Origin of the sequence: Streptomyces sp. NBC_00306 (assembly GCF_036169555.1) — a bacterium.
In the GTDB taxonomy this organism is placed as follows: domain Bacteria; phylum Actinomycetota; class Actinomycetes; order Streptomycetales; family Streptomycetaceae; genus Streptomyces; species Streptomyces achmelvichensis.
In genome coordinates, this window is sequence record NZ_CP108032.1 from 4293070 (window position 1) to 4315181 (window position 22112).

21 protein-coding genes are annotated in these 22112 nt (G+C 72.1%); 18 read left to right on the top strand and 3 right to left on the bottom strand.

What is annotated here, in order from left to right:
• Both OHA05_RS19135 and OHA05_RS19140 read right to left on the bottom strand, forming a co-directional pair.
• Entirely contained in the window at nucleotides 1–1203 is a 1203-nt protein-coding gene (locus tag OHA05_RS19135) for a glycosyltransferase family 39 protein (protein ID WP_313945098.1), read from the bottom strand.
• Between the two features lie 121 nt (nucleotides 1204–1324).
• Complete coding sequence (locus OHA05_RS19140; protein WP_313945097.1) at nucleotides 1325–2515, bottom strand: pyridoxal phosphate-dependent aminotransferase; 1191 nt, start codon at nucleotides 2513–2515, stop codon at nucleotides 1325–1327.
• 830 nt (nucleotides 2516–3345) lie between these two features.
• Between OHA05_RS19140 and OHA05_RS19145 the strand changes: the two genes are divergently transcribed.
• The 8 genes from OHA05_RS19145 (at nucleotide 3346) to OHA05_RS19180 (ending at nucleotide 12087) form a co-directional block, all read left to right on the top strand.
• Complete coding sequence (locus OHA05_RS19145) at nucleotides 3346–3897, top strand: DUF2617 family protein (RefSeq protein ID WP_313945096.1); 552 nt, start codon at nucleotides 3346–3348, stop codon at nucleotides 3895–3897.
• Between the two features lie 63 nt (nucleotides 3898–3960).
• Nucleotides 3961–5559: a polyamine aminopropyltransferase gene (locus OHA05_RS19150; RefSeq protein ID WP_313945095.1), complete on the top strand. Its 1599-nt coding sequence runs from the start codon at nucleotides 3961–3963 to the stop codon at nucleotides 5557–5559.
• Between the two features lie 41 nt (nucleotides 5560–5600).
• Nucleotides 5601–6581 (top strand): SRPBCC domain-containing protein, encoded by a 981-nt coding sequence (locus tag OHA05_RS19155; RefSeq protein WP_313945094.1) that lies wholly within the window; start codon nucleotides 5601–5603, stop codon nucleotides 6579–6581.
• A 130-nt stretch (nucleotides 6582–6711) separates the two neighbouring features.
• On the top strand, nucleotides 6712–7506 hold the full coding sequence (locus OHA05_RS19160; RefSeq protein WP_313945093.1) for an aldose epimerase family protein: 795 nt from the start codon (nucleotides 6712–6714) through the stop codon (nucleotides 7504–7506).
• Nucleotides 7507–7535: 29 nt separating this feature from the next.
• On the top strand, nucleotides 7536–8084 hold the full coding sequence (gene pyrE / locus OHA05_RS19165; protein ID WP_313945092.1) for an orotate phosphoribosyltransferase: 549 nt from the start codon (nucleotides 7536–7538) through the stop codon (nucleotides 8082–8084).
• A 194-nt stretch (nucleotides 8085–8278) separates the two neighbouring features.
• Nucleotides 8279–9301, top strand: a complete 1023-nt coding sequence (gene fbaA, locus OHA05_RS19170) for a class II fructose-bisphosphate aldolase (protein WP_313945091.1) — start codon at nucleotides 8279–8281, stop codon at nucleotides 9299–9301.
• A 92-nt stretch (nucleotides 9302–9393) separates the two neighbouring features.
• On the top strand, nucleotides 9394–10563 hold the full coding sequence (locus OHA05_RS19175; RefSeq protein WP_313945090.1) for a MalY/PatB family protein: 1170 nt from the start codon (nucleotides 9394–9396) through the stop codon (nucleotides 10561–10563).
• A 27-nt stretch (nucleotides 10564–10590) separates the two neighbouring features.
• On the top strand, nucleotides 10591–12087 hold the full coding sequence (locus tag OHA05_RS19180; RefSeq protein ID WP_313945089.1) for an MFS transporter: 1497 nt from the start codon (nucleotides 10591–10593) through the stop codon (nucleotides 12085–12087).
• 96 nt (nucleotides 12088–12183) lie between these two features.
• Here the strand turns inward: OHA05_RS19180 and OHA05_RS19185 are convergent, their stop codons facing one another.
• Complete coding sequence (locus OHA05_RS19185; RefSeq protein ID WP_313945088.1) at nucleotides 12184–12597, bottom strand: hypothetical protein; 414 nt, start codon at nucleotides 12595–12597, stop codon at nucleotides 12184–12186.
• A gap of 121 nt (nucleotides 12598–12718) precedes the next feature.
• Between OHA05_RS19185 and OHA05_RS19190 the strand changes: the two genes are divergently transcribed.
• The 10 genes from OHA05_RS19190 to OHA05_RS19235 all read left to right on the top strand — a co-directional run bounded on the left by OHA05_RS19190 (nucleotide 12719) and on the right by OHA05_RS19235 (nucleotide 22045).
• Complete coding sequence (locus tag OHA05_RS19190) at nucleotides 12719–13012, top strand: hypothetical protein (protein WP_328861254.1); 294 nt, start codon at nucleotides 12719–12721, stop codon at nucleotides 13010–13012.
• An 11-nt stretch (nucleotides 13013–13023) separates the two neighbouring features.
• On the top strand, nucleotides 13024–13437 hold the full coding sequence (locus OHA05_RS19195; protein ID WP_313945086.1) for a DUF3151 domain-containing protein: 414 nt from the start codon (nucleotides 13024–13026) through the stop codon (nucleotides 13435–13437).
• Nucleotides 13438–13532: 95 nt separating this feature from the next.
• Nucleotides 13533–14483, top strand: a complete 951-nt coding sequence (locus tag OHA05_RS19200; protein WP_328861255.1) for a DUF3152 domain-containing protein — start codon at nucleotides 13533–13535, stop codon at nucleotides 14481–14483.
• Nucleotides 14484–14571: 88 nt separating this feature from the next.
• The gene (locus OHA05_RS19205; RefSeq protein WP_313945084.1) at nucleotides 14572–15402 is read left to right on the top strand and encodes a tryptophan 2,3-dioxygenase family protein; all 831 of its coding nucleotides are present in this window, start codon (nucleotides 14572–14574) and stop codon (nucleotides 15400–15402) included.
• The gene (gene kynU, locus OHA05_RS19210) at nucleotides 15395–16588 is read left to right on the top strand and encodes a kynureninase (RefSeq protein WP_328861256.1); all 1194 of its coding nucleotides are present in this window, start codon (nucleotides 15395–15397) and stop codon (nucleotides 16586–16588) included. The genes OHA05_RS19205 and kynU overlap by 8 nt, the downstream gene beginning before the upstream one ends.
• A 209-nt stretch (nucleotides 16589–16797) precedes the next feature.
• Entirely contained in the window at nucleotides 16798–17667 is an 870-nt protein-coding gene (locus OHA05_RS19215; protein ID WP_328861257.1) for an alpha/beta hydrolase family protein, read from the top strand.
• Nucleotides 17668–17793: 126 nt separating this feature from the next.
• The gene (locus tag OHA05_RS19220; protein WP_313945081.1) at nucleotides 17794–18621 is read left to right on the top strand and encodes an NmrA family NAD(P)-binding protein; all 828 of its coding nucleotides are present in this window, start codon (nucleotides 17794–17796) and stop codon (nucleotides 18619–18621) included.
• Nucleotides 18622–18716: 95 nt separating this feature from the next.
• Nucleotides 18717–20087, top strand: coding sequence for a histidine kinase (locus tag OHA05_RS19225; RefSeq protein WP_391844123.1), 1371 nt, complete (start codon nucleotides 18717–18719; stop codon nucleotides 20085–20087).
• Nucleotides 20084–20743, top strand: coding sequence for a response regulator transcription factor (locus OHA05_RS19230; protein WP_313945080.1), 660 nt, complete (start codon nucleotides 20084–20086; stop codon nucleotides 20741–20743). Before OHA05_RS19225 ends, OHA05_RS19230 begins: the two co-directional genes overlap by 4 nt.
• Nucleotides 20744–20827: 84 nt before the next feature.
• Nucleotides 20828–22045 (top strand): cytochrome P450, encoded by a 1218-nt coding sequence (locus OHA05_RS19235; protein WP_443043718.1) that lies wholly within the window; start codon nucleotides 20828–20830, stop codon nucleotides 22043–22045.
• Nucleotides 22046–22112 lie beyond the last annotated feature (67 nt).

Genomic DNA, 22112 nt, shown 5'->3' on the forward strand with positions numbered 1-22112 from the left:
CTACAGCGCGATGGGGGACAGTGTCAGCAGATACGTCCCGTAGGCGAACGAGAGCCCGGCCAGGGCGACGGTCATCACGACCGCCGTCCCGGGCCGGGCTTTTGTCAGCGCGCGGGCGAGCGGCAGCAGCAGCGGGAAGGCCGGCAGCAGGAAGCGCGGCTTCGACTCGAAGAAGCCCGAGCCGCCGAGCGTGATCAGCAGCAGCACGGCCGTGTAGACGACGATCGCGGCCGGCGGCCGGTCCAGGACGAGCAGCGCGAACAGCAGCACCGCCGCGGCGACCACCAGCAGCGCGACCATCAGCGAGAACAGCGTCGGCTTCAGCACGATGTCCCGCACCACTCTCAGCGCCCCCACCCCGAAGTCGAACTTCGAGGTCCAGCCGCTCTGCACGGCGAAGTACCCGCCCAGCACATCGCCCTTGCGGTAGCCGACCGAGAGCACATAGCCGCACCAGCCGAGCGGGGCCACGGCCGCGCCCGCCCAGAGGCGCCACCCGGCCCGCTCGCTCCCGCGGGCCGCCCGCACCAGTTCGTACGCCGCCACCGCCACGACCGCCGCCGCCACCGCGATCCCGTTGGGCCGCGACAGACCGGCGAGTGTCGCGAGCGTTCCCGCCCACAGCCAGCGGCGGGTGAGCACCGCGTACAGCGACCAGGCGGCGAAGGCGGTGAGCACCGGCTCCGTGTACGCCATGGACAGCACGATCGAGTGGGGCAGCAGTCCCCACAGCACCACCGTCACGGTCGCCGTGCGCCGTCCGTGCAGCCGCTCCACGACGGCGTAGATGCCCCAGGCCGCGGCACCCGCAGCGGCCCAGGAGATCAGCAGCCCGGCGGTCCCGCTGGTCACCGGCAGGACGGTGGTCACCGCCCGGATCAGCGCCGGGTAGAGCGGGAAGAAGGCGAGGTCGCTCTGGACGGCGCCGTCCGGCCAGTACAGCGTGCGCCCGTAGCCGTGCTCGGCGATCAGCATGTACCAGTCGGAGTCCCAGGCCCGGGCGATGATGGCTCGCGGGGAGCGCTCGATGTGCCAGGCCCAGCCGGCCATCACCAGCAGCCCGGTCAGCCTCGCCGCGGCGAACAGGCCCAGTGCCGGTGCCGCTCGCAGCAGTGCGGCACGCCAGCGGGGTACGGGCCGTGCGCCCGCCGCCGCTGCTCGGTCGAAGGTCTCGGCGGACAGGGTGCACCTCCGGGCGCGCACATGGGTCGGACAATCCGACCATGAGCGGCCGCGGCCGCACACGCACGCGCTGACCGGCCGACGGGGCCGGTTCCTACCCGGTCGGTCGAAGGGGCGCGTGTCGGCCGTGACATGCGCCGTCCTAGCCGCTAGCGAGCTCCTTGAGGCGCGTCACGGCCTCCTGGAGCACGTTCTCCCGCTTGCAGAAGGCGAACCGGACGAAGGGCGCGCCCTGGTCGCGGTGGTCGTAGAAGACCGCGTTGGGGATCGCGACCACACCGCACCGCTCCGGCAGCGCCCGGCAGAACGCGAAGCCGTCGTCCTCGCCCAGCGGCCGGATGTCGGTGGTGACGAAGTACGTCCCGGAGGGCCGGTAGACCGCGAAGCCGGCGTCCGCGAGCCCGGCGCTCAGAAGGTCCCGCTTCGCCCTCAGGTCGTCGCGGAGCCCGTCGAAGTAGGTCTGTGGCAGCCGCAGGGCCTCGGCCACCGCGTACTGGAACGGCCCTGCCGACACATAGGTCAGGAACTGTTTGGCCGAGCGCACGGCGGCCACGAGCTCCGGCGCGGCCGTCACCCAGCCGACCTTCCAGCCGGTGAACGAGAAGGTCTTGCCCGCCGACCCGATGGTGACCGTGCGCTCCCGCATCCCCGGGAAGGTCGCGATCGGCGTGTGCTCGCCGTCGAACACCAGGTGCTCGTACACCTCGTCGGTGACGACCAGCAGATCCCGCTCGACGGCCAGCCGGGCGATCTCGGCCAGCTCCTCGCGGCTGAGCACGGTGCCGGTCGGATTGTGCGGCGTGTTCAGCAGGATCAGCCGGGTCCGGTCGGTGACGGCGTCGCGCAGCTCGTCGAGATCCAGGTGGTACGCGCCGTCGCGCGGCCGCAGCGTCACCGGCACGCGGCGGCCGCCCGCCATCGCGATGCAGGCCGCGTACGAGTCGTAGTACGGCTCCAGCGCGACGACCTCGTCGCCGGGTTCGACGAGCGCGAGGAGGGAGGCCGCGATGGCCTCGGTCGCCCCCGCGGTGACCAGTACCTCCGTGTCGGGGTCGTGGACCAGGCCGTACCGGGTGCGCTGGTGATCGGCGATCGCGGTGCGCAGCTCGGGCACGCCGGGGCCCGGCGGGTACTGGTTGCCGCGCCCGTCGCGCAGCGCCCGGACCGCGGCCTCCCGGATCTCGTCGGGTCCGTCGGTGTCGGGGAATCCCTGGCCGAGGTTGATCGATCCGGTCCGCAGGGCCAGCGCCGACATCTCCGCGAAGATCGTCGTGCCGAACTCCGCGAGACGGCGGTTGAGCAGGGGCCGGGGCTCGGGCGCGCGTGCGTTCATGGTCGCCATCCTGTGCGCAAGCTCTGGAGTTCCTCAAGTCTGCTTTGGGCCCGAGACGCCGAGGGCATCTCCCTCCCACGCAAGAAGCGGTCACGCGAAGACGCGGGGGTCTCGCTTCGGGGGAACGAGAGGACGGTGAGAGCGATGCCGGCTTTCTTCGGCATTCTGGTGGGCATTTTCGTGCTGGTCGTGATCATCTCGGTGGTCAGGGGCGGCAGCAGCAGCACGCGGCGCAGGCGTACGGCCCGGAGCAGTGGCGGGGCGAGCGGCGGCAGCTGGTGGGCCGGCGGTGACGGCGGCGGTGGCAGCTCGTGCGGCGGTGGCTCATCCTCGTCCTGCGGCGGCGGGTCGTCGTGCGGTGGAGGCGGAGGCGGCGGTTGCGGAGGCGGAGGCAGCTGACACGGGGCAGCTGGTCCGCGCACGTCGACAGGGCACCCGGTGGGCAACCACCGCCGGGTGCCCTGTTGTCTCGGTGCCGCCACGCTGCGGTGCGGCGTGGTCGGCATGGCCGGCGTCGGCAGCACGAGTGGCGCCCCGCCCCGGTAACCCGCGGAGGCCACTGGCGTCACGTTGACGCGTCCGGAGCTTTTTGTTGAACAGTTGAACCGTTAGGCCCCCGAGGGGATGGAAACCCCTCCGACTTGGGTAAAAATGTGGTGAGCGCCGCTTACCTCATGATTCCCTCGCTGTTGGAACCTGTTGGAACCATCAAGCCCTTGGACCGGCTCGGACCCGAGCGGAGCGGTCCCCGGAACCTCTTGAACTCCCTGTCAGGGGCGCCCCAGGTCCACGTGTCCACCCCCGCCGAAGCATGTTTGCGGAGCCGACCCATGCTTACGACCCTTCAGACTGCCTACACCGATACCCGTGCCGCCGACCTCGCCTGGGCCCTGGGCCTGGAGCCACTCCCCGCCCTGGCCGTTCTCGACCTCGAACTGGGCCGGGCAAAACTGCAGTTGAGGCTGCTGGGCGCCTCCCACCAGGTGCTGCTCCAGGAAGACGGCGGCAGCTGTTCCGAGACCGTCGCCTGTATGCCCGGAAGCAGTACGCCGCTGCCGCTGGGTGTCGCCAAGAGACTCGGCGACTGGGAGTACGAGTTCGCCGCCCGCGTCGAGACGCTGTCGCGGGGCTCGTTCGCGGGCCGGGCGCAGGAACTGCTGGCCCTTGTCGCCGACCATCCCCATTCGCTGGCCGGGACGTTTCCCGGCTCACCACACGCCTTCACCGCGATGATGGCGCAGCGGTACGAGGGCCAGGTGCGGTGGCGCACCTGGCACGCCTATCCCCAGGAGGGCCACCTCGTCGTCACCCGCACACGCGTGGGCGCGCTCTCGCCCGCCCGGCGCACGTCCCCGTCCCTCCTCGAGCCCGCATCCCTCTAGTCGCATCTAGTTGCACCCGTGTGGGTGACAGGGTGCACGCGAGAGGTGACGTAGCGTTACGGCATGATCGACCGGCAGGAGCAGTTGTCGCCGCCCCAGAGTGCGGTGTGCCTGCCCGTGCGTCCCGATGCCGGCCGGTTCCTCGTCCTGGCGGCGGTCTTCGTCTGCGCCGCCTGTGGACTGGTGTACGAGCTCGAACTGGTCGCGCTCGCCTCCTATTTGATCGGGGACTCGGTCACCCAGGCCTCCGTGGTCCTGTCCGTGATGGTCTTCGCCATGGGCATCGGCTCGCTGCTGGCCAAGCGGCTGCGCTGCCGCGCCGCGGTCGGGTTCGGACTGCTGGAGCTGACGCTCGCGCTCGTCGGCGGCTGTTCGGCGATGGTGATGTACGCGGCGTTCGCGTGGATCGGTGAGTCCCGGGTCGTGCTGGTGACCTTCTCGCTCGCCATCGGGGTGCTGATCGGCGCGGAGATCCCGCTGCTGATGTCCCTCATCCAGCGCATCTCCCGGCGGGACGCCGACGGCACGGTCGCGGACCTGTTCGCCGCCGACTATGTGGGCGCCCTCGTCGGCGGGCTCGCCTTCCCCTTCCTGCTGCTGCCCTGGCTCGGCCAGCTCACCGGCGGACTGCTCACCGGCGCGGTCAACGCGATCGCCGGCGGATCGCTCGTCCTCTGGCTCTTCCGCCGGGATCTGACCCCCCGTTCGCGCGGCTGGCTCCTCGTCGCGAACGTCCTGGTGCTCGCCGTCCTCGCCACCGCGACCGCGCTGGTCGACGACTTCGAGCGCGCCGCGCGCCGCGCGGTCTACGGCGACCGGGTGCGCGTCGCCGTGCACACCGACATCCAGGAAGTGGTGCTGACCGGCCGCCCGTCGGGGCCGCCCGACCTCTTCCTCGACGGACGGCTGCGGGTCAGCGGCCGCGACGAGTACCGCTTCCACGAGGCGCTGGTGCACCCCGCGATGCGCGGCCCGCACGCCCGGGTGCTGATCCTCGGCGGCGGCGACGGGCTCGCCGCGCGTGAGGTGCTGCGGTACCGCTCCGTCACCTCGGTGACGATCGTCGAGCTGGACCCGGGTGTCGTCCGGCTCGCCCGCACCGATCCGGCCCTGGCCGAGCTGAACGACCGCGCCTACCGTGATCCGCGGACCCGGGTGATCACCGAGGACGCCTTCGGCTGGCTGCGCTCGGCGCGCGGGGGATACGACGTGGTCATCGCCGATCTGCCCGACCCCGGCATCACCCCCAGCACCAAGCTCTACTCCCAGGAGTTCTACGGACTGGTCGCGGGGGTGCTCGCGGACCGCGGCCGGCTCGCTGTGCACGCGGGGCCCGTGACCTCGCGCCCGCGCACCTACTGGACGGTCGACGCGACCCTGCGCGCGGCGGGATTCGGCACCAGCCCCTATCGCGCCACCGCGCGGGCCTCCGGGTTCGCCGCCGGACCCGACCGGGCCACCGGCCGGGCCTTCGAGCCGTACGACTGGGGGCTTCTGCTGGCCGCGCCGGGACGCACCCCGGAGCTCGGTCTCGATCCCCGCGCGCCGCGCCTGCGTTCGCTCAGCCGGGCCGTGCTGGCCGCCGAGGCCTGGGGTGCCGAGCGCACGAGAGGCCGGGACCTGCCGCCTTCGACGCTGGTCCATCCGCGATACACGGAGTGAATCGCAGACGTGAGCGGTCGCTCTGGGTACGCTCGACTTCCATGGACCATGAGGTGTTCGTTCCGGTTCCGGCAGAGACCGTCCGACAGACGCTGAGGGACCCTGCCCGGGTCGCTCGCTGTGTCACGGGCCTCCAACAGGACGCCGACGAGTCCGCGGGCCCGCTCTCCGGCCGGCTCAAGGTCCGCATCGCCAATCACTCGATCACCTATCGCGGTGCCCTGCGCATCGTCGAGCGGGACGATGCGTTCACGGTCGAGGGCGACGGTGTGGAGTCCCGCGGTACGGGCTCGGTACAGGTGACGCTCACGATCCGCCCCACCGAGGCGGAGGGCGGCACGACGATCGGCTTCACGGGCACGTCCACGGCGAAGGGCAGACTCTCCGAGCTGTCCGGGCAGTCCGCGGAACAGGCGGCCCACCGCATGCTCGACCGGTTCGCGGAGCGTCTGGCGACCGTCGCGATCGAGCCGCCCGCCGGGGCGACCGGCGGCGGCGAGAGCCCCGGACCCGTGAGCTCTGACGATGCCGAGCGCCTCGGACTCGTGGACGACGAGGACGCGACGCCGGACACCCGCGCCGGTACGCAGGGCGCGACCGCCGAGACGGGCGACATCGCTCCCGACCCGCTCGACGAGGAGGAGCCCGGGGACGAGGAGACCCCCTCGACGGAGGAGACGGTCTTCGACGCCCCGGTGCCGCCGCCCTCGCTCGGACCGCTCGCCGACGACGAGTTCGACACGGATCTTCCCGGCGCGGCCGACGAGCTGGAGGAGAACGATCTGGACGATCTCCCCGGCCCCCCCGACGAGCCGATGGCGGAGGCCGCGCACGCCCGCCGGACGATGATCGGACGCAGCGCCGAAGAGGTCGACCACGCGCCGCCGCGCGGCCGGTACGCGCCCATGCCCGCCCCGGACGCCACCGGTGTGGGTGTGCCGCTGCGCTGGCTCGCACCCGCTGCGGCCCTCGCGGTCGCGTCGGCCGTCGTCGTGGGCCGGGCGCTGCGCCGCCGCAGGTAGGTCACCGTGCGCGGCCGCGGGACCGCGCCGCCCACCGGACCGCGCGCCCCCAGCACCGGAACCGCGACAACGGGCCACCGGTACCCGGTAGTCCGGCGTACGGCGGCGCGGCGAACAGTAGTGTCGTCGTGTGAGTAGCAGCGAAGAGAGCGTCCGGCTGGCCGCCGGAGACGTCGAGTTGACCGTGCATCCGCAGAACGGCTGCCGCATCGCAAGCCTGGTCATCGGAGGCACCGAGGTGCTCCGGCAGGGCGAGCGGTACGGCTCCTTCCCGATGGTGCCGTGGTGCGGCCGGGTCGGGGACGGCCGGTTCCGCAACGGTGACGTGGTGCATCAACTGCCGCTCAACTCCCCGCCGCACGCCATTCACGGCACCGGCCGGGACGTCGCCTGGCGCACCGCCCGCGCCGGCAAGGACGAGGCGGCCTTCACCTTCGAACTCGCGGAGCCCTGGCCGTACACCGGGCGCGTCACACAGACCTTCGCGCTGACGGAGGACTCCCTGACTCTGACCATGGGCGTCGAGACGTACGACACCTCGTTCCCCGCGCAGGCCGGCTGGCACCCCTGGTTCCTGCGCAACCTCGGCGGCCAGGACGTACGCGTCGACTTCACCGCCGCCTGGCAGGAGGAGCGCGGCGAGGACCACCTCCCGACCGGCCGCCGGATCCCGCCGCAGCCGAGCCCGTGGGACGACTGCTTCGGCATGCCCGACGGCGTTCTCGTCACCCTCACCTGGCCTGAGCAGCTGGAGCTGACCGTGGCCAGCCGCTCCGAGTGGGTCGTGGTCTACGACGAGCAGGACGAGGCCGTGTGCGTGGAGCCCCAGTCCGGTCCGCCGAACGGTCTCGACTCCGATCCGCGGTTCGTCACCCCGATCGACCCGCTGGAGATGGCCGCGACCTGGAGCTGGCGCCGGCTGTGACCGGTGGGACGGCCTCTAAGCTCGTGGGCATGACTGACGTACGCGCTGAGCTGCTCCAGCAGATCAAGGACAAGGCCGTGGTGCACGGCAAGGTGACCCTCTCGTCGGGTCTTGAGGCCGACTACTACGTGGACCTTCGCCGGATCACGCTCGACGGAACCGCCGCGCCGCTCGTCGGCCAGGTCATGTCCGACCTGACCGCCGACCTCGACTTCGACTGCGTCGGCGGGCTCACGCTGGGCGCCGACCCCGTGGCCACGTCGATCCTGCACGCCGCCGCCGCGCGCGGACAGCGCGTGGACGCCTTCGTCGTCCGCAAGGCGGCCAAGGCGCACGGCATGCAGCGGCGCGTCGAGGGCCCGGACATCTCGGGCCGGCGCTGCCTCGTCGTCGAGGACACCTCCACGACCGGCGGTTCGCCGCTGACAGCGGTCGAGGCCGTGCGCGAGGCCGGCGGCGAGGTCGTGGCCGTGGCGACGATCGTGGACCGGGCGACGGGCGCCGGGGAGAAGATCAGCGGCACGGCCGGGGTGCCGTATCTGTACGCCTACTCGCTGGACGAGCTCGGACTGGCCTGACCGGCGAGGGCTTCTGACCTGCGAAGACGGTGAAGGGTGGGCTGTTTCACGTGAAACAGCCCACCCTTCTCGCATACGCGCAGACCGGGCGGGGTGGAGTCCGGTGAAGAGTCTGGAAAGATAGGCGCCGACGATGACGTCGCCCCCAGGTCAGGGCCAGCACTTAACACCCGCACATCCCAAGGAGCGGACAGATGCCCATCGCAACCCCCGAGGTCTACAACGAGATGCTCGACCGGGCGAAGGCAGGCAAGTTCGCCTACCCGGCCATCAACGTGACCTCCTCCCAGACCCTGCACGCTGCGCTGCGCGGCTTCGCGGAGGCCGAGAGCGACGGCATCATCCAGATCTCCACCGGCGGTGCCGAGTTCCTGGGTGGCCAGTACAACAAGGACATGGTCACCGGAGCGGTCGCCCTGGCCGAGTTCGCGCACATCGTCGCCGCGAAGTACGACATCACGGTCGCCCTGCACACCGACCACTGCCCCAAGGACAAGCTGGACGGCTATGTCCGTCCGCTGCTCGCCATCTCCGCCGAGCGCGTCGCCGCGGGCAAGAACCCGCTGTTCCAGAGCCACATGTGGGACGGCTCCGCCGAGACCCTCGCGGACAACCTGGCCATCGGGCAGGAGCTGCTCGCGCAGGCCGTCGCCGCCAAGATCATCCTTGAGGTCGAGATCACCCCGACCGGCGGCGAGGAGGACGGTGTCACCCACGAGATCAACGACGAGCTCTACACCACCGTCGACGACGCGATCCGCACCGCCGAGGCGCTCGGCCTCGGGGACAAGGGCCGCTACCTGCTCGCCGCCTCCTTCGGCAACGTCCACGGCGTCTACAAGCCGGGCAACGTCGTTCTGCGCCCCGAGCTGCTGAAGGACCTCCAGGAGGGCGTCGCCAAGAAGTTCGGCAAGGCCGAGCCCTTCGACTTCGTGTTCCACGGCGGTTCCGGTTCGACGGCCGAGGAGATCGCGACCGCGCTGGAGAACGGCGTCGTCAAGATGAACCTCGACACCGACACGCAGTACGCCTTCACCCGCCCCGTCGCGGACCACATGTTCAAGAACTACGACGGTGTGCTGAAGGTCGACGGCGAGGTCGGCTCCAAGAAGACCTACGACCCGCGCACCTGGGGCAAGGCCGCCGAGGCCGGCATGGCCAAGCGCGTCTCCGAGGCCTGCGCCGCCCTGCGCTCCACGGGCACCAAGCTCAAGTAAGCACCATCCGCGCCGCAGCCTCGCGCCCACCGGGCCCGGCACCCCTACCCGGGGTGCCGGGCCCGCGGCATGTCGTCAGGAGATCAGCACCCATGACGTACGACTTCGACACCGTCGTCGACCGCCGCGGCACCTGGTGCATCCAGTGGGACGGGGTCGCCGACCGCTTCGGGGTGGACGGGCTGCTGCCGTTCACCATCTCGGACATGGACTTCACCTCCCCGCCGGAGGTACTGGACGCGCTCCAGCAGCGCATCGCCCACGGTGTCTTCGGATACACCGACTGGCGCCACGACGACTTCCTGTCCGCGGTGGGCCACTGGTTCAGCAGTCGCCACGACACCGCGATCGACACCGGCCGGCTCGTCTACGCGCCCTCCGTGCTCAACCAGCTCTCGCAGCTGCTGCGGATGTGGAGCGAGCCCGGTGACGGGATCGTCGTCCACACCCCCACCTACGACGGCTTCCTGAAGGCGATATCCGGGCTCGGGCGGGAGCTGCGCGGGGTGCCGGCCGGCGACATGGCGGCTCTGGAACGGCAGCTCGCCCGGCCCGACAGCACCGTGCTGGTGCTCTGCTCGCCCCACAATCCGACCGGCCGGGTGTGGACGGAGGCCGAGCTGACGGAGACGGCACGGCTGGCGGCCGCGTACGGAGTCGCCGTCGTCAGCGACGAGATCCACGCCGACTTCGTCCACCCCGAGTTCGTGGCCCCAGGTCAGCGGCATCTGCCCTGGACGCGCTTCGGCACCGGCCGCTGGGCCCTGATCACCTCCGCCACCAAGGCCTTCAACTTCCCCGCGCTGAGCGGCTCCTACGGCATCATCGGCGACCCCGACGACCATGCGGCGTTTCTGCGCCGGATGCAGACCGGTGAAGGGCTCGCCTCGCCCGCCGTGCTGTCGCTGACCGCGCACATCGCCGCCTACCGCCGGGGCGGTCCGTGGCTCGACGCGCTCGGCTCGTACGTCGCCGGCAATCTGCGGATGGTCGCCGAGCGGCTCGCCGCCGCGTTTCCGCAGCTCGGCTGGGAGCCGCCTCATGCGGGCTACCTCGCCTGGATCGATCTGCGCGCCGTTCTGCGACCACGCATCGATGACGCGGAGCTTCAGCGGGAGCTGATCGAGCGCGAGAAGGTGGCCATCATGCCGGGGACGACCTACGGCTGCGAGGGCTTCGTCCGGCTGAACGTCGGCTGTCCCCGCGCCAAGGCCGAGCAGGGGGTGGACGCGCTGATCCGCGCCCTCCGCCGACTCGAATGAGACGCCCACCACTGGGATGATCCCGGTATGGACAACCGCCCGGGCGACATCCGACTCTCCTCGGTCACCGGCCGGTGGGTGATCATGACGACCGTGCTGGGTTCCGCCATGGCCCTGCTGGACTCGACCGTCGTCAACGTGGCCCTGCCGCGCATCGGCGAGGATCTCGATGCGGACCTGGAGGTCCTCCAGTGGACCGTGAACGCGTACACGCTGGCGCTGGCGGGGCTGATCCTGCTGGGCGGGGCACTCGGTGATCGCTTCGGGCGACGCAGGATCTTCGTCATCGGCGTCATCTGGTTCGCCGGCGGGTCGCTGCTGTGCGGCCTGGCGCCCAACGCCCTTGTCCTGGTGCTCGCCCGCGCCCTCCAGGGCATCGGCGGCGCGCTCCTCACCCCGGGGTCGCTCGCGCTGATCCAGGCCAGTTTCCATCCGGACGACCGGGCGCGCGCGGTCGGACTGTGGTCCGGGTTCGGCGGCATCGGCGCCGCCATCGGCCCGTTCGTCGGCGGCTGGCTGGTCGACGGGCCGGGCTGGCGCTGGGTCTTCCTGCTCAACATCCCGCTCGCGCTGCTGTGTGTTCCCGTGGCGCTGCGCCATGTGCCGGAGTCGCGCGACCCGAAGGCCCATGGCCGGTTCGACATCCTCGGTGCGGTGCTCGGCGCGACCACGCTGGCCCTGGTGACGTACTCGCTCATCGCCTCGCACGTGTGGGCGGGCATCGCGGGTGTCCTCGTCGGCGCCGCCTTCGTCCTGCTGGAGCGGCGACGGCCCAACGCGATGCTGCCGCTGTCGCTCTTCAAGTCCCGGCTGTTCGCCGCGGTCAACATGGTGACCGTGTGCGTGTACGCGGCGTTCGGCGGCTTCTTCTTCCTGGTCGCGCTGCAACTCCAGGTGGTCTCGGGTTACTCGGCGCTCGGCGCGGGTCTCGCGCTGCTGCCGACGACCCTGATGATGCTGCTCTTCTCCGCGAAGTCGGGAGAGTTGGGGGACAAGATCGGCCCGCGCATTCCGCTCACGGTGGGCCCGCTGCTCTGCGCGGCGGGCATGCTGCTGATGCTGCGCGTCGGCGAGAACGCGTCGTACCTGGCCGATGTGCTGCCCGCGCTGCTGGTCATGGGGCTGGGCATGGTGACGGTGGTCGCCCCCCTGACGGCGACGGTGCTCGGCTCCGTGGACATGGCCCGTGCCGGTATCGCCAGCGGCATCAACAACGCGGCGGCGCGGGCCGCGGGCCTGCTCGCGGTGGCGGCGCTGCCGATGCTGGCGGGGATGGGCCCGGAGGCGTACCGGTCGGCGGTGGAGTTCGGGGAGACGTTCCGCAAGGCCATGCCGATGTGTGCGGGCGTGCTGGTGGTGGGGTCGCTGATCGCGCTGTGGCGGGTCCGCAAGCCGGAGCACGTGCCGGAGCGGGCGCGGCCGGAGTGCAGGATCAACTGCGGGGTGGGGGCGCCGCCGCTGGAGCCCTCGGCGCGGCACATGCCCGGACCGAAGGTCGACCCGACCCGCCCGGACACGCCCTGATACCGCTCCGGAGTGCGGGCCGGCCCAGCTCCTGCCCGGACACGCCCTGATACCGGCCCGGAGTGCGGGCCGGCCCAGCTCCTGCCCGGACAGGACCTAGTACTGCGCCGGGTCGATCTGGTTCACGATCCACAGCGCTTCCGGGTCGGTCTGGTAGTGGAAGACCAGCGACCGCGTGCCCGCCTGCGCGTTCACCCGGCGCAGGAACTCCGCCGCGCTCATCGCCCTGCGCTGCCCCGCCGGTACGAACGGTGCGGTCACCGTGATGTGGGCGTCGGGGTTCAGCGGGTACGACACCGTTTCGGGCGTGGAGGTCCAGCTCGGCTCGCCGCGGGCGTTGCAGCTGAAGTAGCCCGCCCGGCCCGTCAGCCGTGCCGAGGTGCCCGTGCCGGTCGCGGACGTGATCCGGACGTAGGGGCCGTGGTCCGTGCCGGCGCAGAGGTCGCCGTCGTACGGAAAGCCGTCCGTGCCGCCCGCGGGGGCCTCCTGGGAGGGGGGAGCGGGCGCCACCGGGGGTTCGGGCTGCCCGCCGCCGCTCGTACCGCCGCCACCACCGCTCCCGCCACCACTGCCGCCGCTGCCGGTTCCGCCCCCGCCCCCGGGCCGGGCGGGAGGCCTGGCCGGCGGCGTCGTGGGGAGCGGCGCGGACGTCCCGGAGGCCGTCGGCGGCGACGTGGTGGCGCTCGGGGACGGTGACGCCGATGTGACCGCAGACGCCGACGCGGACGGCGGGGCCGACAGCGACGGAGGGGCCGACGGTCCCTCCCATGCCTCGTGCCGCCAGCCCTCGTCGGGGGACGCGCATCCGGCGAGCAGGCACACCGCCGCCAAGGCCCCCGCAGCTCTCACCCAGCCCATGAGGAAGAGGATCGCCCCCGGCTCCCGATCCCCGCACCGCTTCCACGGATTCCCCATGGACCTGTGACACTGGAGACCATGGCCATCCATGAAAATCTGCTGGGGGGACCGCCCCCGACCCACCTCCCCGACGACCCCGAGCCGCGCGAGCTGCTCGCCGCCGGGACAGCACCCGCGGACGTCGCCGCCAAGTACCCCACCTCCTCGCTGGCCTGGGCACGGCTCGCCGACGACGCCTTCGAGAACGGCAGTGTCGTGGAGTCGTACGCCTACGCGCGCACCGGCTACCACCGCGGACTCGACTCCCTGCGCCGCAGCGGCTGGAAGGGCCACGGCCCGGTGCCGTGGGAGCACGAGCCGAACCGCGGCTTCCTGCGCGCCCTGCACGCGCTGGCCCGCGCCGCGCAGGCGATCGGTGAGCAGGAGGAGTACGAGCGCTGCGCGACCTTCCTGCGCGACTCCTCCGAGACGGCCGCAGACACCCTCGGATGAACCGAAGGCCCGCATCCCCCGTCTGAACAGGGGGTGCGGGTCTTCCGGCCCGCTACGATCGCACGCATGGGCGATTTACATAGTGGGGGGCTCTGTTGAGCGGCCGCAGACGCAAGGGAAACCAGTCGCGTGCACGCAGTCGTCGAAGACGGCCGCTGCCCCGCCCGCTCGCCCGCCGTCTCGTTCTGCCCGGCGCGGCCCTCGCCGTCCTGGTGATCGCCTCGGGCGCGGCCGTCGCCCACTGGGGCGCCGCCCCCGGCACACCACGGGCTGCCGCCGACCCGGCCGCACCGCCCGGCTCCCCGGCACTCGTACCGGACCCGCAGGCCGATGAGAGCGACGCCTCCCCGCCCGGCCGGGAGCGCCGGAGCCCGTCCGCCGAGGCCGGGCCGCCGAATGACCCGAAGCCGCGGATCACGCCCTCCACCGAGGTCCCGAAGCCCGCGAAGCCCTCGCGCAAGGCGGCGCCGCCGCCCGCCGTCCCCGCCTCCGGCCCCGGAACCTTCGCCACCGCCCGCTCGGCCGGCAGCCCGGTCGGCGCCGGCCAGGTGCGCCGCTACCGGGTCCAGGTCGAGAACGGCATCGCCGTCTCCGCAGAGGAGGCCGCCACCGAGATCGAGCGCATACTCGCCCATCCCCAGGGCTGGGCCGCGAACGGCAAGGGCTCCTTCCAGCTCGTCACCGGGGACGCCGATTTCGTCATACGGATCGCCACCCCGGCCACCGCCGACGCCCTGTGCCGGCGGCAGGGGCTCAACACCCGCGGTGAGCTGAACTGCGAGACGACGGACGGCGTCGTGGTCAATCTGCGCCGCTGGATGCTGGGCTCGCCCACCTTCGCCGGGACGCCCGCCGAGTACCGGCATCTGATCATCAACCACGAGGTCGGGCACGAGATCGGTCTGCGTACCCACATGGGCTGCCCGGGCCCGGGCGAGCCGGCGCCGGTCATGATGCAGCAGATCAAGGGCCTCGACGGGTGCCGTTCGAACGCCTGGCCCTACGACGAGGACGGGACGTATCTCACCGGCCCGGTGATCGAATGACCTTCGGCTTATGATGCCGGTGGGGACCGGGGCTCCCACACCAAGAGGAAGGGGCGGACCGCTACCCGGACACGTCGAGGAGACAGCGATGTCACATGACGCGACCCCGAATCTGGATTTCGCGGGTACCACTCCGTACGAGGACTACGTCCAGGCGGACGTCCTGACCCATCTCCAGCACCCGCTCTCGGAGGACCCGGGAGAGATGGTCTTCCTGGTCACCACCCAGGTCATGGAGCTGTGGTTCACCGTCATCGTCCACGAGTGGGAGACCGCGACCCGCGCCCTGCGCGAGGACCGGGTGCAGGTGGCGAGGGACGCGCTGAAGCGGTCGGTGCGTGAGCTGGAGGCGCTGAACGCCTCGTGGCGGCCGCTCGCCCAGCTGACACCCGCACAGTTCAACTCCTACCGCAGCGCCCTCGGTGAGGGCTCCGGCTTCCAGTCGGCGATGTACCGGCGGATGGAGTTCCTGCTCGGCGACAAGTCGGCGTCGATGCTGGTGCCGCACCGTGGCGCACCGCGGGTGTACGCCGAGCTGGAGAAGGCGCTGCACGAGCCGAGCCTGTACGACGAGGTGCTGCGGCTGCTCGCCCGGCGCGGGCTGCCGGTCCCGGAGGCGGTGCTGGAGCGCGACCTGTCGCAGAAGTACGAGCCGTCCCCCGAGATCGAGAAGGTCTGGGCGACGGTCTACGGCGGACAGGACGTCGGCGAGCCCGACTCCGAACTGGTCCTGCTCGGCGAGGCGTTGACGGACGTCGGCGAGCTCGTGTGGCGCTGGCGCAACGACCATCTGGTGGCGACGCGCCGCGCGATGGGTTCCAAGACGGGCACCGGTGGTTCCGCCGGTGTGGCCTGGCTGGAGAAGCGGGCCCGCAAGAACGTTTTCCCCGAGCTGTGGACGGCGCGCAGCCATGTCTGAGTCCCTGGCCCACGAGGCCGCGGCGCTCGACGCCGCAGACGAACTGGCCAGTCTGCGCATGCTGTTCACGCTGGACGACGGCGTCTATCTGGACGGCAACTCGCTGGGTGCGCTGCCGGCCCATGTGCCGGCGCGCGTCGCCGATGTCGTGCAGCGGCAGTGGGGCGAACTGCGCATCCGCTCCTGGGGCGAGAGCGGCTGGTGGACCGCGCCGGAACGTATCGGCGACCGCATAGCACCGCTCGTCGGGGCCGCGCCCGGGCAGATCGTGGTCGGCGACTCCACCAGCGTCAACGTCTTCAAGGCGGTGGTGGGCGCGGTCCGGCTGTGCGACGACCCCGCCCGTACGGACATCGTCGTCGACGCCACGACCTTCCCCACCGACGGCTACATCGCGGAGTCGGCGGCCCGGATGACCGGCCGGCGGCTGGTGCCCGTCGCTCCGGCGGACCTGCCGTCGGTGCTCGGGCCCAGCACGGCCGCTGTTCTGCTCAATCACGTCGACTACCGCACCGGCCGCCTCCACGACCTGCCGGCGCTGACCGCGGCGGTGCACGAGGCGGGCGCGCTGGTGGTCTGGGACCTGTGCCACAGCGCGGGCGCGCTGCCCGTCGGGCTCGACACGAACGGCGTGGACCTGGCGGTCGGCTGCACCTACAAGTACCTGAACGGTGGGCCGGGTTCACCGGCGTACCTCTATGTCGCCGAGCGCCATCAGCCGGCCTTCGACTCGCCCCTGCCGGGCTGGACCTCGCACGCGGACCCGTTCGCGATGACCCGCGAGTTCACGGCGGCGGACGGCGCGCTCCGCGGCCGGGTCGGGACGCCCGACATCCTGTCCATGCTGGCGTTGGAGGCGGCGCTCGAGGTCTGGGACGGGGTCGGGATCGAGGCCGTACGGGCCAAGAGCCTGGCGCTCACGGACTTCTTCCTGAAGTGCGTCGCCGCCTATGTCCCGGAGGGCAGGGTCACGTCGCTGACTCCTGAGGACCACTCGGCGCGGGGCAGTCAGGTCGCGCTGCGGTGCGAGGAGGCGCCGGCCGTGATGGAGAAGCTGATCGCGCGCGGAGTGGTGGGTGACCTGCGCAGGCCGGACGTGCTGCGGTTCGGGTTCACGCCGCTGTACGTCGGGTTCGGGGACGCGGAGAGGGCGGCGGCGACGCTGGCGGAGATCCTCGCGGCCTGAGGCCTCCGCCACTTCGTCGTCGGGGGACAGCCGGCGACCGGCCGTGTCGATCACGCGGCCGGTCGCCGCTCCTTCGCGGACGTGCGCCCCCGGACGCCGGCGGGCCTTCGGCGCCGACCCGCGCCTCGGCATCCGGCGGGGCGGGCCGTGCTGGTACCGTCCCCGCTGGTCAGGTCAATTCCGTGACTGCATCGGAAGGTTGGCACCGCATGCCCGACCCTGTCGCCCGTGACGCCGCAGAGGAAGCGTCGGCGTTCTCGCATCCCGCCGTCGACCCCGACGCCTCCGTCCCGTACGGCGACCATCCCGACCAGGTCGTCGACTTCTACGCGCCCCGCGGCGGGCAGGCCTCGGTGCCGCTCGTCGTCGTGCTGCACGGGGGCGCCTGGCGGGGAGCGTACGACCGCCGGCATGTCACGCCCTTCGCCGACTTCCTGGCCCGCCGCGGCCTCGCCGTCGCCAATGTCGAGTACCGCCGCGGGCGGGAGATTCCGGCGCAGGGCGGGACCAGTCCGGTGGCGGGCCGCTGGCCGGAGACCTTCGACGATGTGGCCGCCGTCCTGGACGCGCTGCCGGATCTCGCGCGCAAGGCGCTCCCGGAGGCGGACGTCCGGCGCACGGTGCTGACCGGGCACTCCGCCGGCGGACATCTGGCGCTCTGGGCCGCGGCCCGGCATGTGCTGCCCGTGGGGTCGCCGTGGCGGCTGCCCGCCCCTCCCGCGCTGCGCGGTGTGGTCGCCCTCGCGCCGATCGCGGACTTCGCGCGGGCGGTGGAGCTCGATGTGTGCGGCGATGCGGTGCACCAACTCCTGGGCGGGGAGAGCGAGTTCGAGGAGCGCCGGCCGCACGCCGATCCGGCGCTGCTGCTGCCCACGGGCATCGCCACCGCGATCGTGCAGGGTCGCACCGACACCACCGTGCCGTATCCCGTCGTCGATTCGTACGTGGACGCCGCGGCGAAGGCCGGGGAGACCGTGGGGCTGACCCTGCTGGAGGAGGTCGGGCACTTCCCGCTCATCGACCCGGCGGCCGACGCCTGTGCCGTCGTCGCGGAGGAGATCGCCCAGCTCGCCTGGTGACCGTCCCGCGCGCGCACGCACCGAAAGCGCACGCACCGAAGCCGGAAGCACCGAGAAGGCCGATTGCCCGCGGACGCCGACGGCTTGCGGACGGAACCTGACCGCAAGCCCTCCTACGTTCTTCCCATGACGCATCTCGTGACCGGAGCCACCGGAACCGTTGGCCGCCAGGTCGTCGCGGAGCTCCTCCGCCTCGGCCTCCCCGTCCGCGCCCTGACCCGCGACCCCGCCACGGCGGACTTCCCCGCCGGGGTCGAGGTCGTCCGCGGCGATCTCACCGAACCAGAGTCCCTCGCCGCCGCCCTGGAGGGCGTGACCGGTCTGCATCTGATCACCTTCGGCGGCCCGTACTTCACCCCGCTGGAGAGCGGTCCGCGCATCCTGGAGCTGGCCCGCGAGGCCGGCGTGCGCCGGATCACCGTGCTGCACGGCGGCGGCCCGACCCCGCTGGAGGACGCGGTGCGCGGCTCCGGCGAGTCCTTCGCGTGGACCGTCGTCATGCCGGTCGAGTTCATGGCGAACGCGCTGGAGTGGGCCGACGGCATCCGCAGCGATGACCGGGTGCGCGAGCCGTTCACCGGCCGGCTCAGCGCGATGGTGCACGAGGCCGACATCGGCGCGGTCGTCGCGGTCGCGCTGAGCGAGGACGGTCACGCCGGGCAGGAGTACGTCGTCACCGGCCCCGAGGCGCTGACGCTGAAGGACAAGACGGAAGCGCTGGCGGCGGCCCGCGGCCGGGAGATCCGGCTGGAGGAGCTGACCGCGGAGGAGGCCGTCGCGCAGTGGCGTGAGGGCGGTATGCCCGAGGACGTGATCGACTTCCTGCTGGAGGTGTACGGCAACACACCGCTCGCCGGCAGGACCGTCGCCGGCACGGTCGAGAAGGTCACCGGCCGGCCCGCCCGGACCTTCGCGCAGTGGGCCGAGGAGCACGCGGACGCCTTCCGCGCGTAGCGGACGTACGCCCTGCGAGGCCTCATGTCGTACTCAGGACGGACGCGGCAGGATCCATATCGCTGGTGACGACCGCGTCCGCCCGTCCCCGTACCTTGGCTGCTGTGACCGATTCGCAGAACCCGCAGCGCACACCGCGCACCGCCGCCGATTCCGACAGCCGCAGTCCCGAGTTCCGCCTCGCGATGGACGCGTTCACGGGGCTGCGCACCGATCTCCTCGACGACGTGTTCGCCTACCGGCCGCTGCCGCCCCGGGCCGGCGGCGGCCTCGTCGGACGCCTGCTGCCGCGGCGGATACGGGACCGTGCGGGCTGGTTCCCGCACGCCGTGATCGTCGGTGCGGCGCTGTTCGTGCTGATGGTCGGATACCTGGTGGCCGACAGCAACGGCAGCCAGGCGTACTTCGTGATCAGCGGGTTCGTGCCGGCCGTCGCGGTACTGCTGACCCTGGTGCGCCCGGTCGCCGCGTTCTGGCTCTCGCTGCTGTCGACCCCCGTGGTCACCGTGGTGGGCTCCTACGGCGACGGCTGGCCGTGGGGACCGAGCTCGTTCATCGCGCACCTCGTCGTGATGACGGTGGTCGCGGCCCGGACCCGGCCGCGCACCGCGGGCTGGATGTGGGCCGTGACGGCCGGCTACGCGCTGTTCGCCGAGATCTTCCTGGGCACGAGTGCGGGTACGGACACCCCGCAGATGCTCTTCTTCTCCGCCCTCGCCCTGCTGGTCGTGACCGTGCTGCACGTCCGCCGCGAGGCACGCGAGGAGGTCGCGGTCCAGCAGAGCGTCACCGCCGTCGAGCGGGACAAGCGCACGCTGCTGGAGGAGCGCACCACCATCGCCCGGGAGCTGCACGACGTCGTCGCCCACCACATGTCGGTCGTGGCGATCCAGGCGGAGGCCGCGCCGTACCGGGTGGAGAACCCGCCGCCCGAGCTGGAGAAGGCGTTCGCGACCATCCGGGAGAACGCGGTGGCGGCGCTGACCGAGCTGCGCCGGATCCTCGGTGTCGTCCGGGCCGAGGACTACGAGGCGCCCGACGCCCCGCAGCCCGTCCTCGCCGATCTGGACAACCTGCTCGGCAACGTCCGCGAGGCGGGCCTGGAGGCGGACAAGACGATCACGGGCGCGGTGCGGCCGCTGCCGCAGGGCGTCGAGCTGTCGGCGTACCGGATCATCCAGGAGGCGCTCAGCAACGCGCTGCGCCACGCGCCGGGCGCCTCGGCGAAGGTGGAGGTCTCCTACGTCCTCGGCGGGATCGGCCTGAGGATCGTGAACACCGCGCCGCAGGGCCTGGTCAAGCCCTCGCCGGGCGCCGGTCACGGGATCACGGGCATGCGCGAGCGTGTGACCATGCTGAGCGGCGAGATGACCGCCGAGCCCACCGAGGACGGCGGCTACGAGGTCACCGCGTTCATCCCCGTCGCGAGCCCCGTGCCCGCACAGGCCACCGAGGAGCAGTCATGACCATCCGGGTCCTTGTCGTCGACGACCAGGTCATGGTCCGTGAAGGCTTCTCCGTCCTGCTGAACGCGATGCCCGACATCGAGGTGATCGGCGAGGCGGTCAACGGCCGCGAGGCGGTCTCCAAGGTCGCCGAGCTGGCGCCGGACGTGGTCCTGATGGACATCCGTATGCCGGAGCTGAATGGCATCGAGGCCACCCGCGAGATCGTCGCCTCGCACGCGGAGTCGAAGGTGCTCGTGCTGACCACCTTCGATCTGGACGAGTACGTCTACCAGGCGCTGCGGGCCGGGGCGTCGGGCTTTCTGCTCAAGGACGCCTCCGCGCGTCAACTGGCCGACGGGGTACGGGTCGTGGCGGCCGGCGAGGCCCTGCTCGCGCCGACCGTGACGCGGCGGCTGATCACGGAGTTCTCCAAGATCAGCCAGACCCCGAAGCCGCCGGCCCTCTCCCAGGTCGGTGAGCTCACCGAGCGCGAGACCGAGGTGCTGGTGCTCATCGCGCAGGGGCTGTCGAACGCGGAGATCGCCTCCCATCTGGTGGTCGCCGAGTCCACGATCAAGACGCATGTGAGCCGCGTCCTGGTGAAGCTCGGGCTGCGGGACCGCACCCAGGCGGCGGTGTTCGCGTACGAGGCGAGGCTGGTCACACCCTCGTAGCCGGGCCGGGAGGCTGGTCACCGCCTCGTGGCCGGGCGGCCGGGAGGCTGGTCACAGCCCTCGTGGCCGGGCTAGCGTCCGGGGATGGACGCTGCCGTGGAAGCTGGTTTCGCCCCCGGGTCGCCGGACTTCGTCGCCGACCCGTACCCCGTCTTCGACCGGCTGCGGGACGCCGGGCGGGTGCACTGGTTCGAGCCGACCCGGCAGTGGCTGGTGCCGCATCACGCGGATGTGTCGGCGCTGCTGCGGGACCGGCGGCTGGGGCGTACGTATCTGCACCGCTTCACGCACGAGGAGTTCGGGCGGACGCCGCCCCCGGCGTCCCACGAGCCGTTCACCACCCTCAACGACAACGGCCTGCTCGACCTGGAGGCGCCGGACCACACACGGATCCGCCGGCTGGTGACCAAGGCGTTCACCCCGCGGACCGTGGCCGCTCTGGAGCCCACGGTCCGGCGGCTGGCGGCGGGGCTGGTCGCGGATCTGAAGAAGGCGGGCGGCGGCGATCTGCTGGCCGATGTCGCCGAGCCGCTGCCGGTGGCGGTGATCGCGGAGATGCTGGGCATCCCGGAGTCGGACCGGGGGCAGCTGCGGCCCTGGTCGGCGGATATCTGCGGGATGTACGAGCTGAACCCCTCGCAGGAGACGGCGGCGCGGGCGGTACGGGCGTCGCGCGAGTTCTCCGCGTATCTGCGGGAGCTGATCGCGCTGCGGCGGAAGGCGCCGGGGGAGGACCTGATCTCGGCGCTGATCGCCGCGCACGACGAGGGCGACCGGCTGAACGAGCAGGAGATGGTCTCCACCTGCGTGCTGCTGCTGAACGCCGGGCACGAGGCGACGGTCAACACCACGGCGGGCGGCTGGTGGACGCTGCTGCGCCACCCCGAGCAGCTGGCCGCCCTGCGCGCCGACCACGGACTGTTGTCCACAGCTGTGGAGGAGCTGATGCGGTACGACACCCCGCTCCAGCTCTTCGAGCGCTGGGTGCTCGACGACATCGAGATCGACGGCACGGTGATCCCGCGGGGCGCGGAGCTGGCCCTGCTCTTCGGCTCGGCCAACCGCGACCCGGCCCGCTTCACGGACCCCGGCACCCTCGATCTCGCCCGCGAGGACAATCCGCACGTCAGCTTCGGGGCGGGCATCCACTACTGCCTGGGCGCGCCGCTGGCCCGCATCGAGCTGATGGCGTCGTTCGGGGAACTGCTGCGGGAGGCGCCGTCCATGCGGCTGGCGGCGGAGCCGCAGTGGCAGGGCGGCTTCGTGATCAGAGGGCTGCGGGAGCTGCGGGTCGAGCTCTGACGCCGAGCCGCGGTCGCGGTCGTGGGCGCCGGCCCGGCCCGCGCCCGCGCCCCCGGCCGGTTCCGAC

What these genes read in the sequence shown, in the direction of transcription:
- OHA05_RS19140 (WP_313945097.1), bottom strand. Translation starts at nt 2,515, where the DNA reads ATGAACGCACGCGCGCCCGAGCCCCGGCCCCTGCTCAACCGCCGTCTC.
- OHA05_RS19230 (WP_313945080.1), top strand. Translation starts at nt 20,084, where the DNA reads ATGACCATCCGGGTCCTTGTCGTCGACGACCAGGTCATGGTCCGTGAA.
- OHA05_RS19155 (WP_313945094.1), top strand. Translation starts at nt 5,601, where the DNA reads ATGGACCATGAGGTGTTCGTTCCGGTTCCGGCAGAGACCGTCCGACAG.
- OHA05_RS19145 (WP_313945096.1), top strand. Translation starts at nt 3,346, where the DNA reads ATGCTTACGACCCTTCAGACTGCCTACACCGATACCCGTGCCGCCGAC.
- OHA05_RS19215 (WP_328861257.1), top strand. Translation starts at nt 16,798, where the DNA reads ATGCCCGACCCTGTCGCCCGTGACGCCGCAGAGGAAGCGTCGGCGTTC.
- OHA05_RS19150 (WP_313945095.1), top strand. Translation starts at nt 3,961, where the DNA reads ATGATCGACCGGCAGGAGCAGTTGTCGCCGCCCCAGAGTGCGGTGTGC.
- pyrE (WP_313945092.1), top strand. Translation starts at nt 7,536, where the DNA reads ATGACTGACGTACGCGCTGAGCTGCTCCAGCAGATCAAGGACAAGGCC.
- OHA05_RS19220 (WP_313945081.1), top strand. Translation starts at nt 17,794, where the DNA reads ATGACGCATCTCGTGACCGGAGCCACCGGAACCGTTGGCCGCCAGGTC.
- fbaA (WP_313945091.1), top strand. Translation starts at nt 8,279, where the DNA reads ATGCCCATCGCAACCCCCGAGGTCTACAACGAGATGCTCGACCGGGCG.
- OHA05_RS19175 (WP_313945090.1), top strand. Translation starts at nt 9,394, where the DNA reads ATGACGTACGACTTCGACACCGTCGTCGACCGCCGCGGCACCTGGTGC.
- OHA05_RS19205 (WP_313945084.1), top strand. Translation starts at nt 14,572, where the DNA reads ATGTCACATGACGCGACCCCGAATCTGGATTTCGCGGGTACCACTCCG.
- kynU (WP_328861256.1), top strand. Translation starts at nt 15,395, where the DNA reads ATGTCTGAGTCCCTGGCCCACGAGGCCGCGGCGCTCGACGCCGCAGAC.
- OHA05_RS19195 (WP_313945086.1), top strand. Translation starts at nt 13,024, where the DNA reads ATGGCCATCCATGAAAATCTGCTGGGGGGACCGCCCCCGACCCACCTC.
- OHA05_RS19235 (WP_443043718.1), top strand. Translation starts at nt 20,828, where the DNA reads ATGGACGCTGCCGTGGAAGCTGGTTTCGCCCCCGGGTCGCCGGACTTC.
- OHA05_RS19180 (WP_313945089.1), top strand. Translation starts at nt 10,591, where the DNA reads ATGGACAACCGCCCGGGCGACATCCGACTCTCCTCGGTCACCGGCCGG.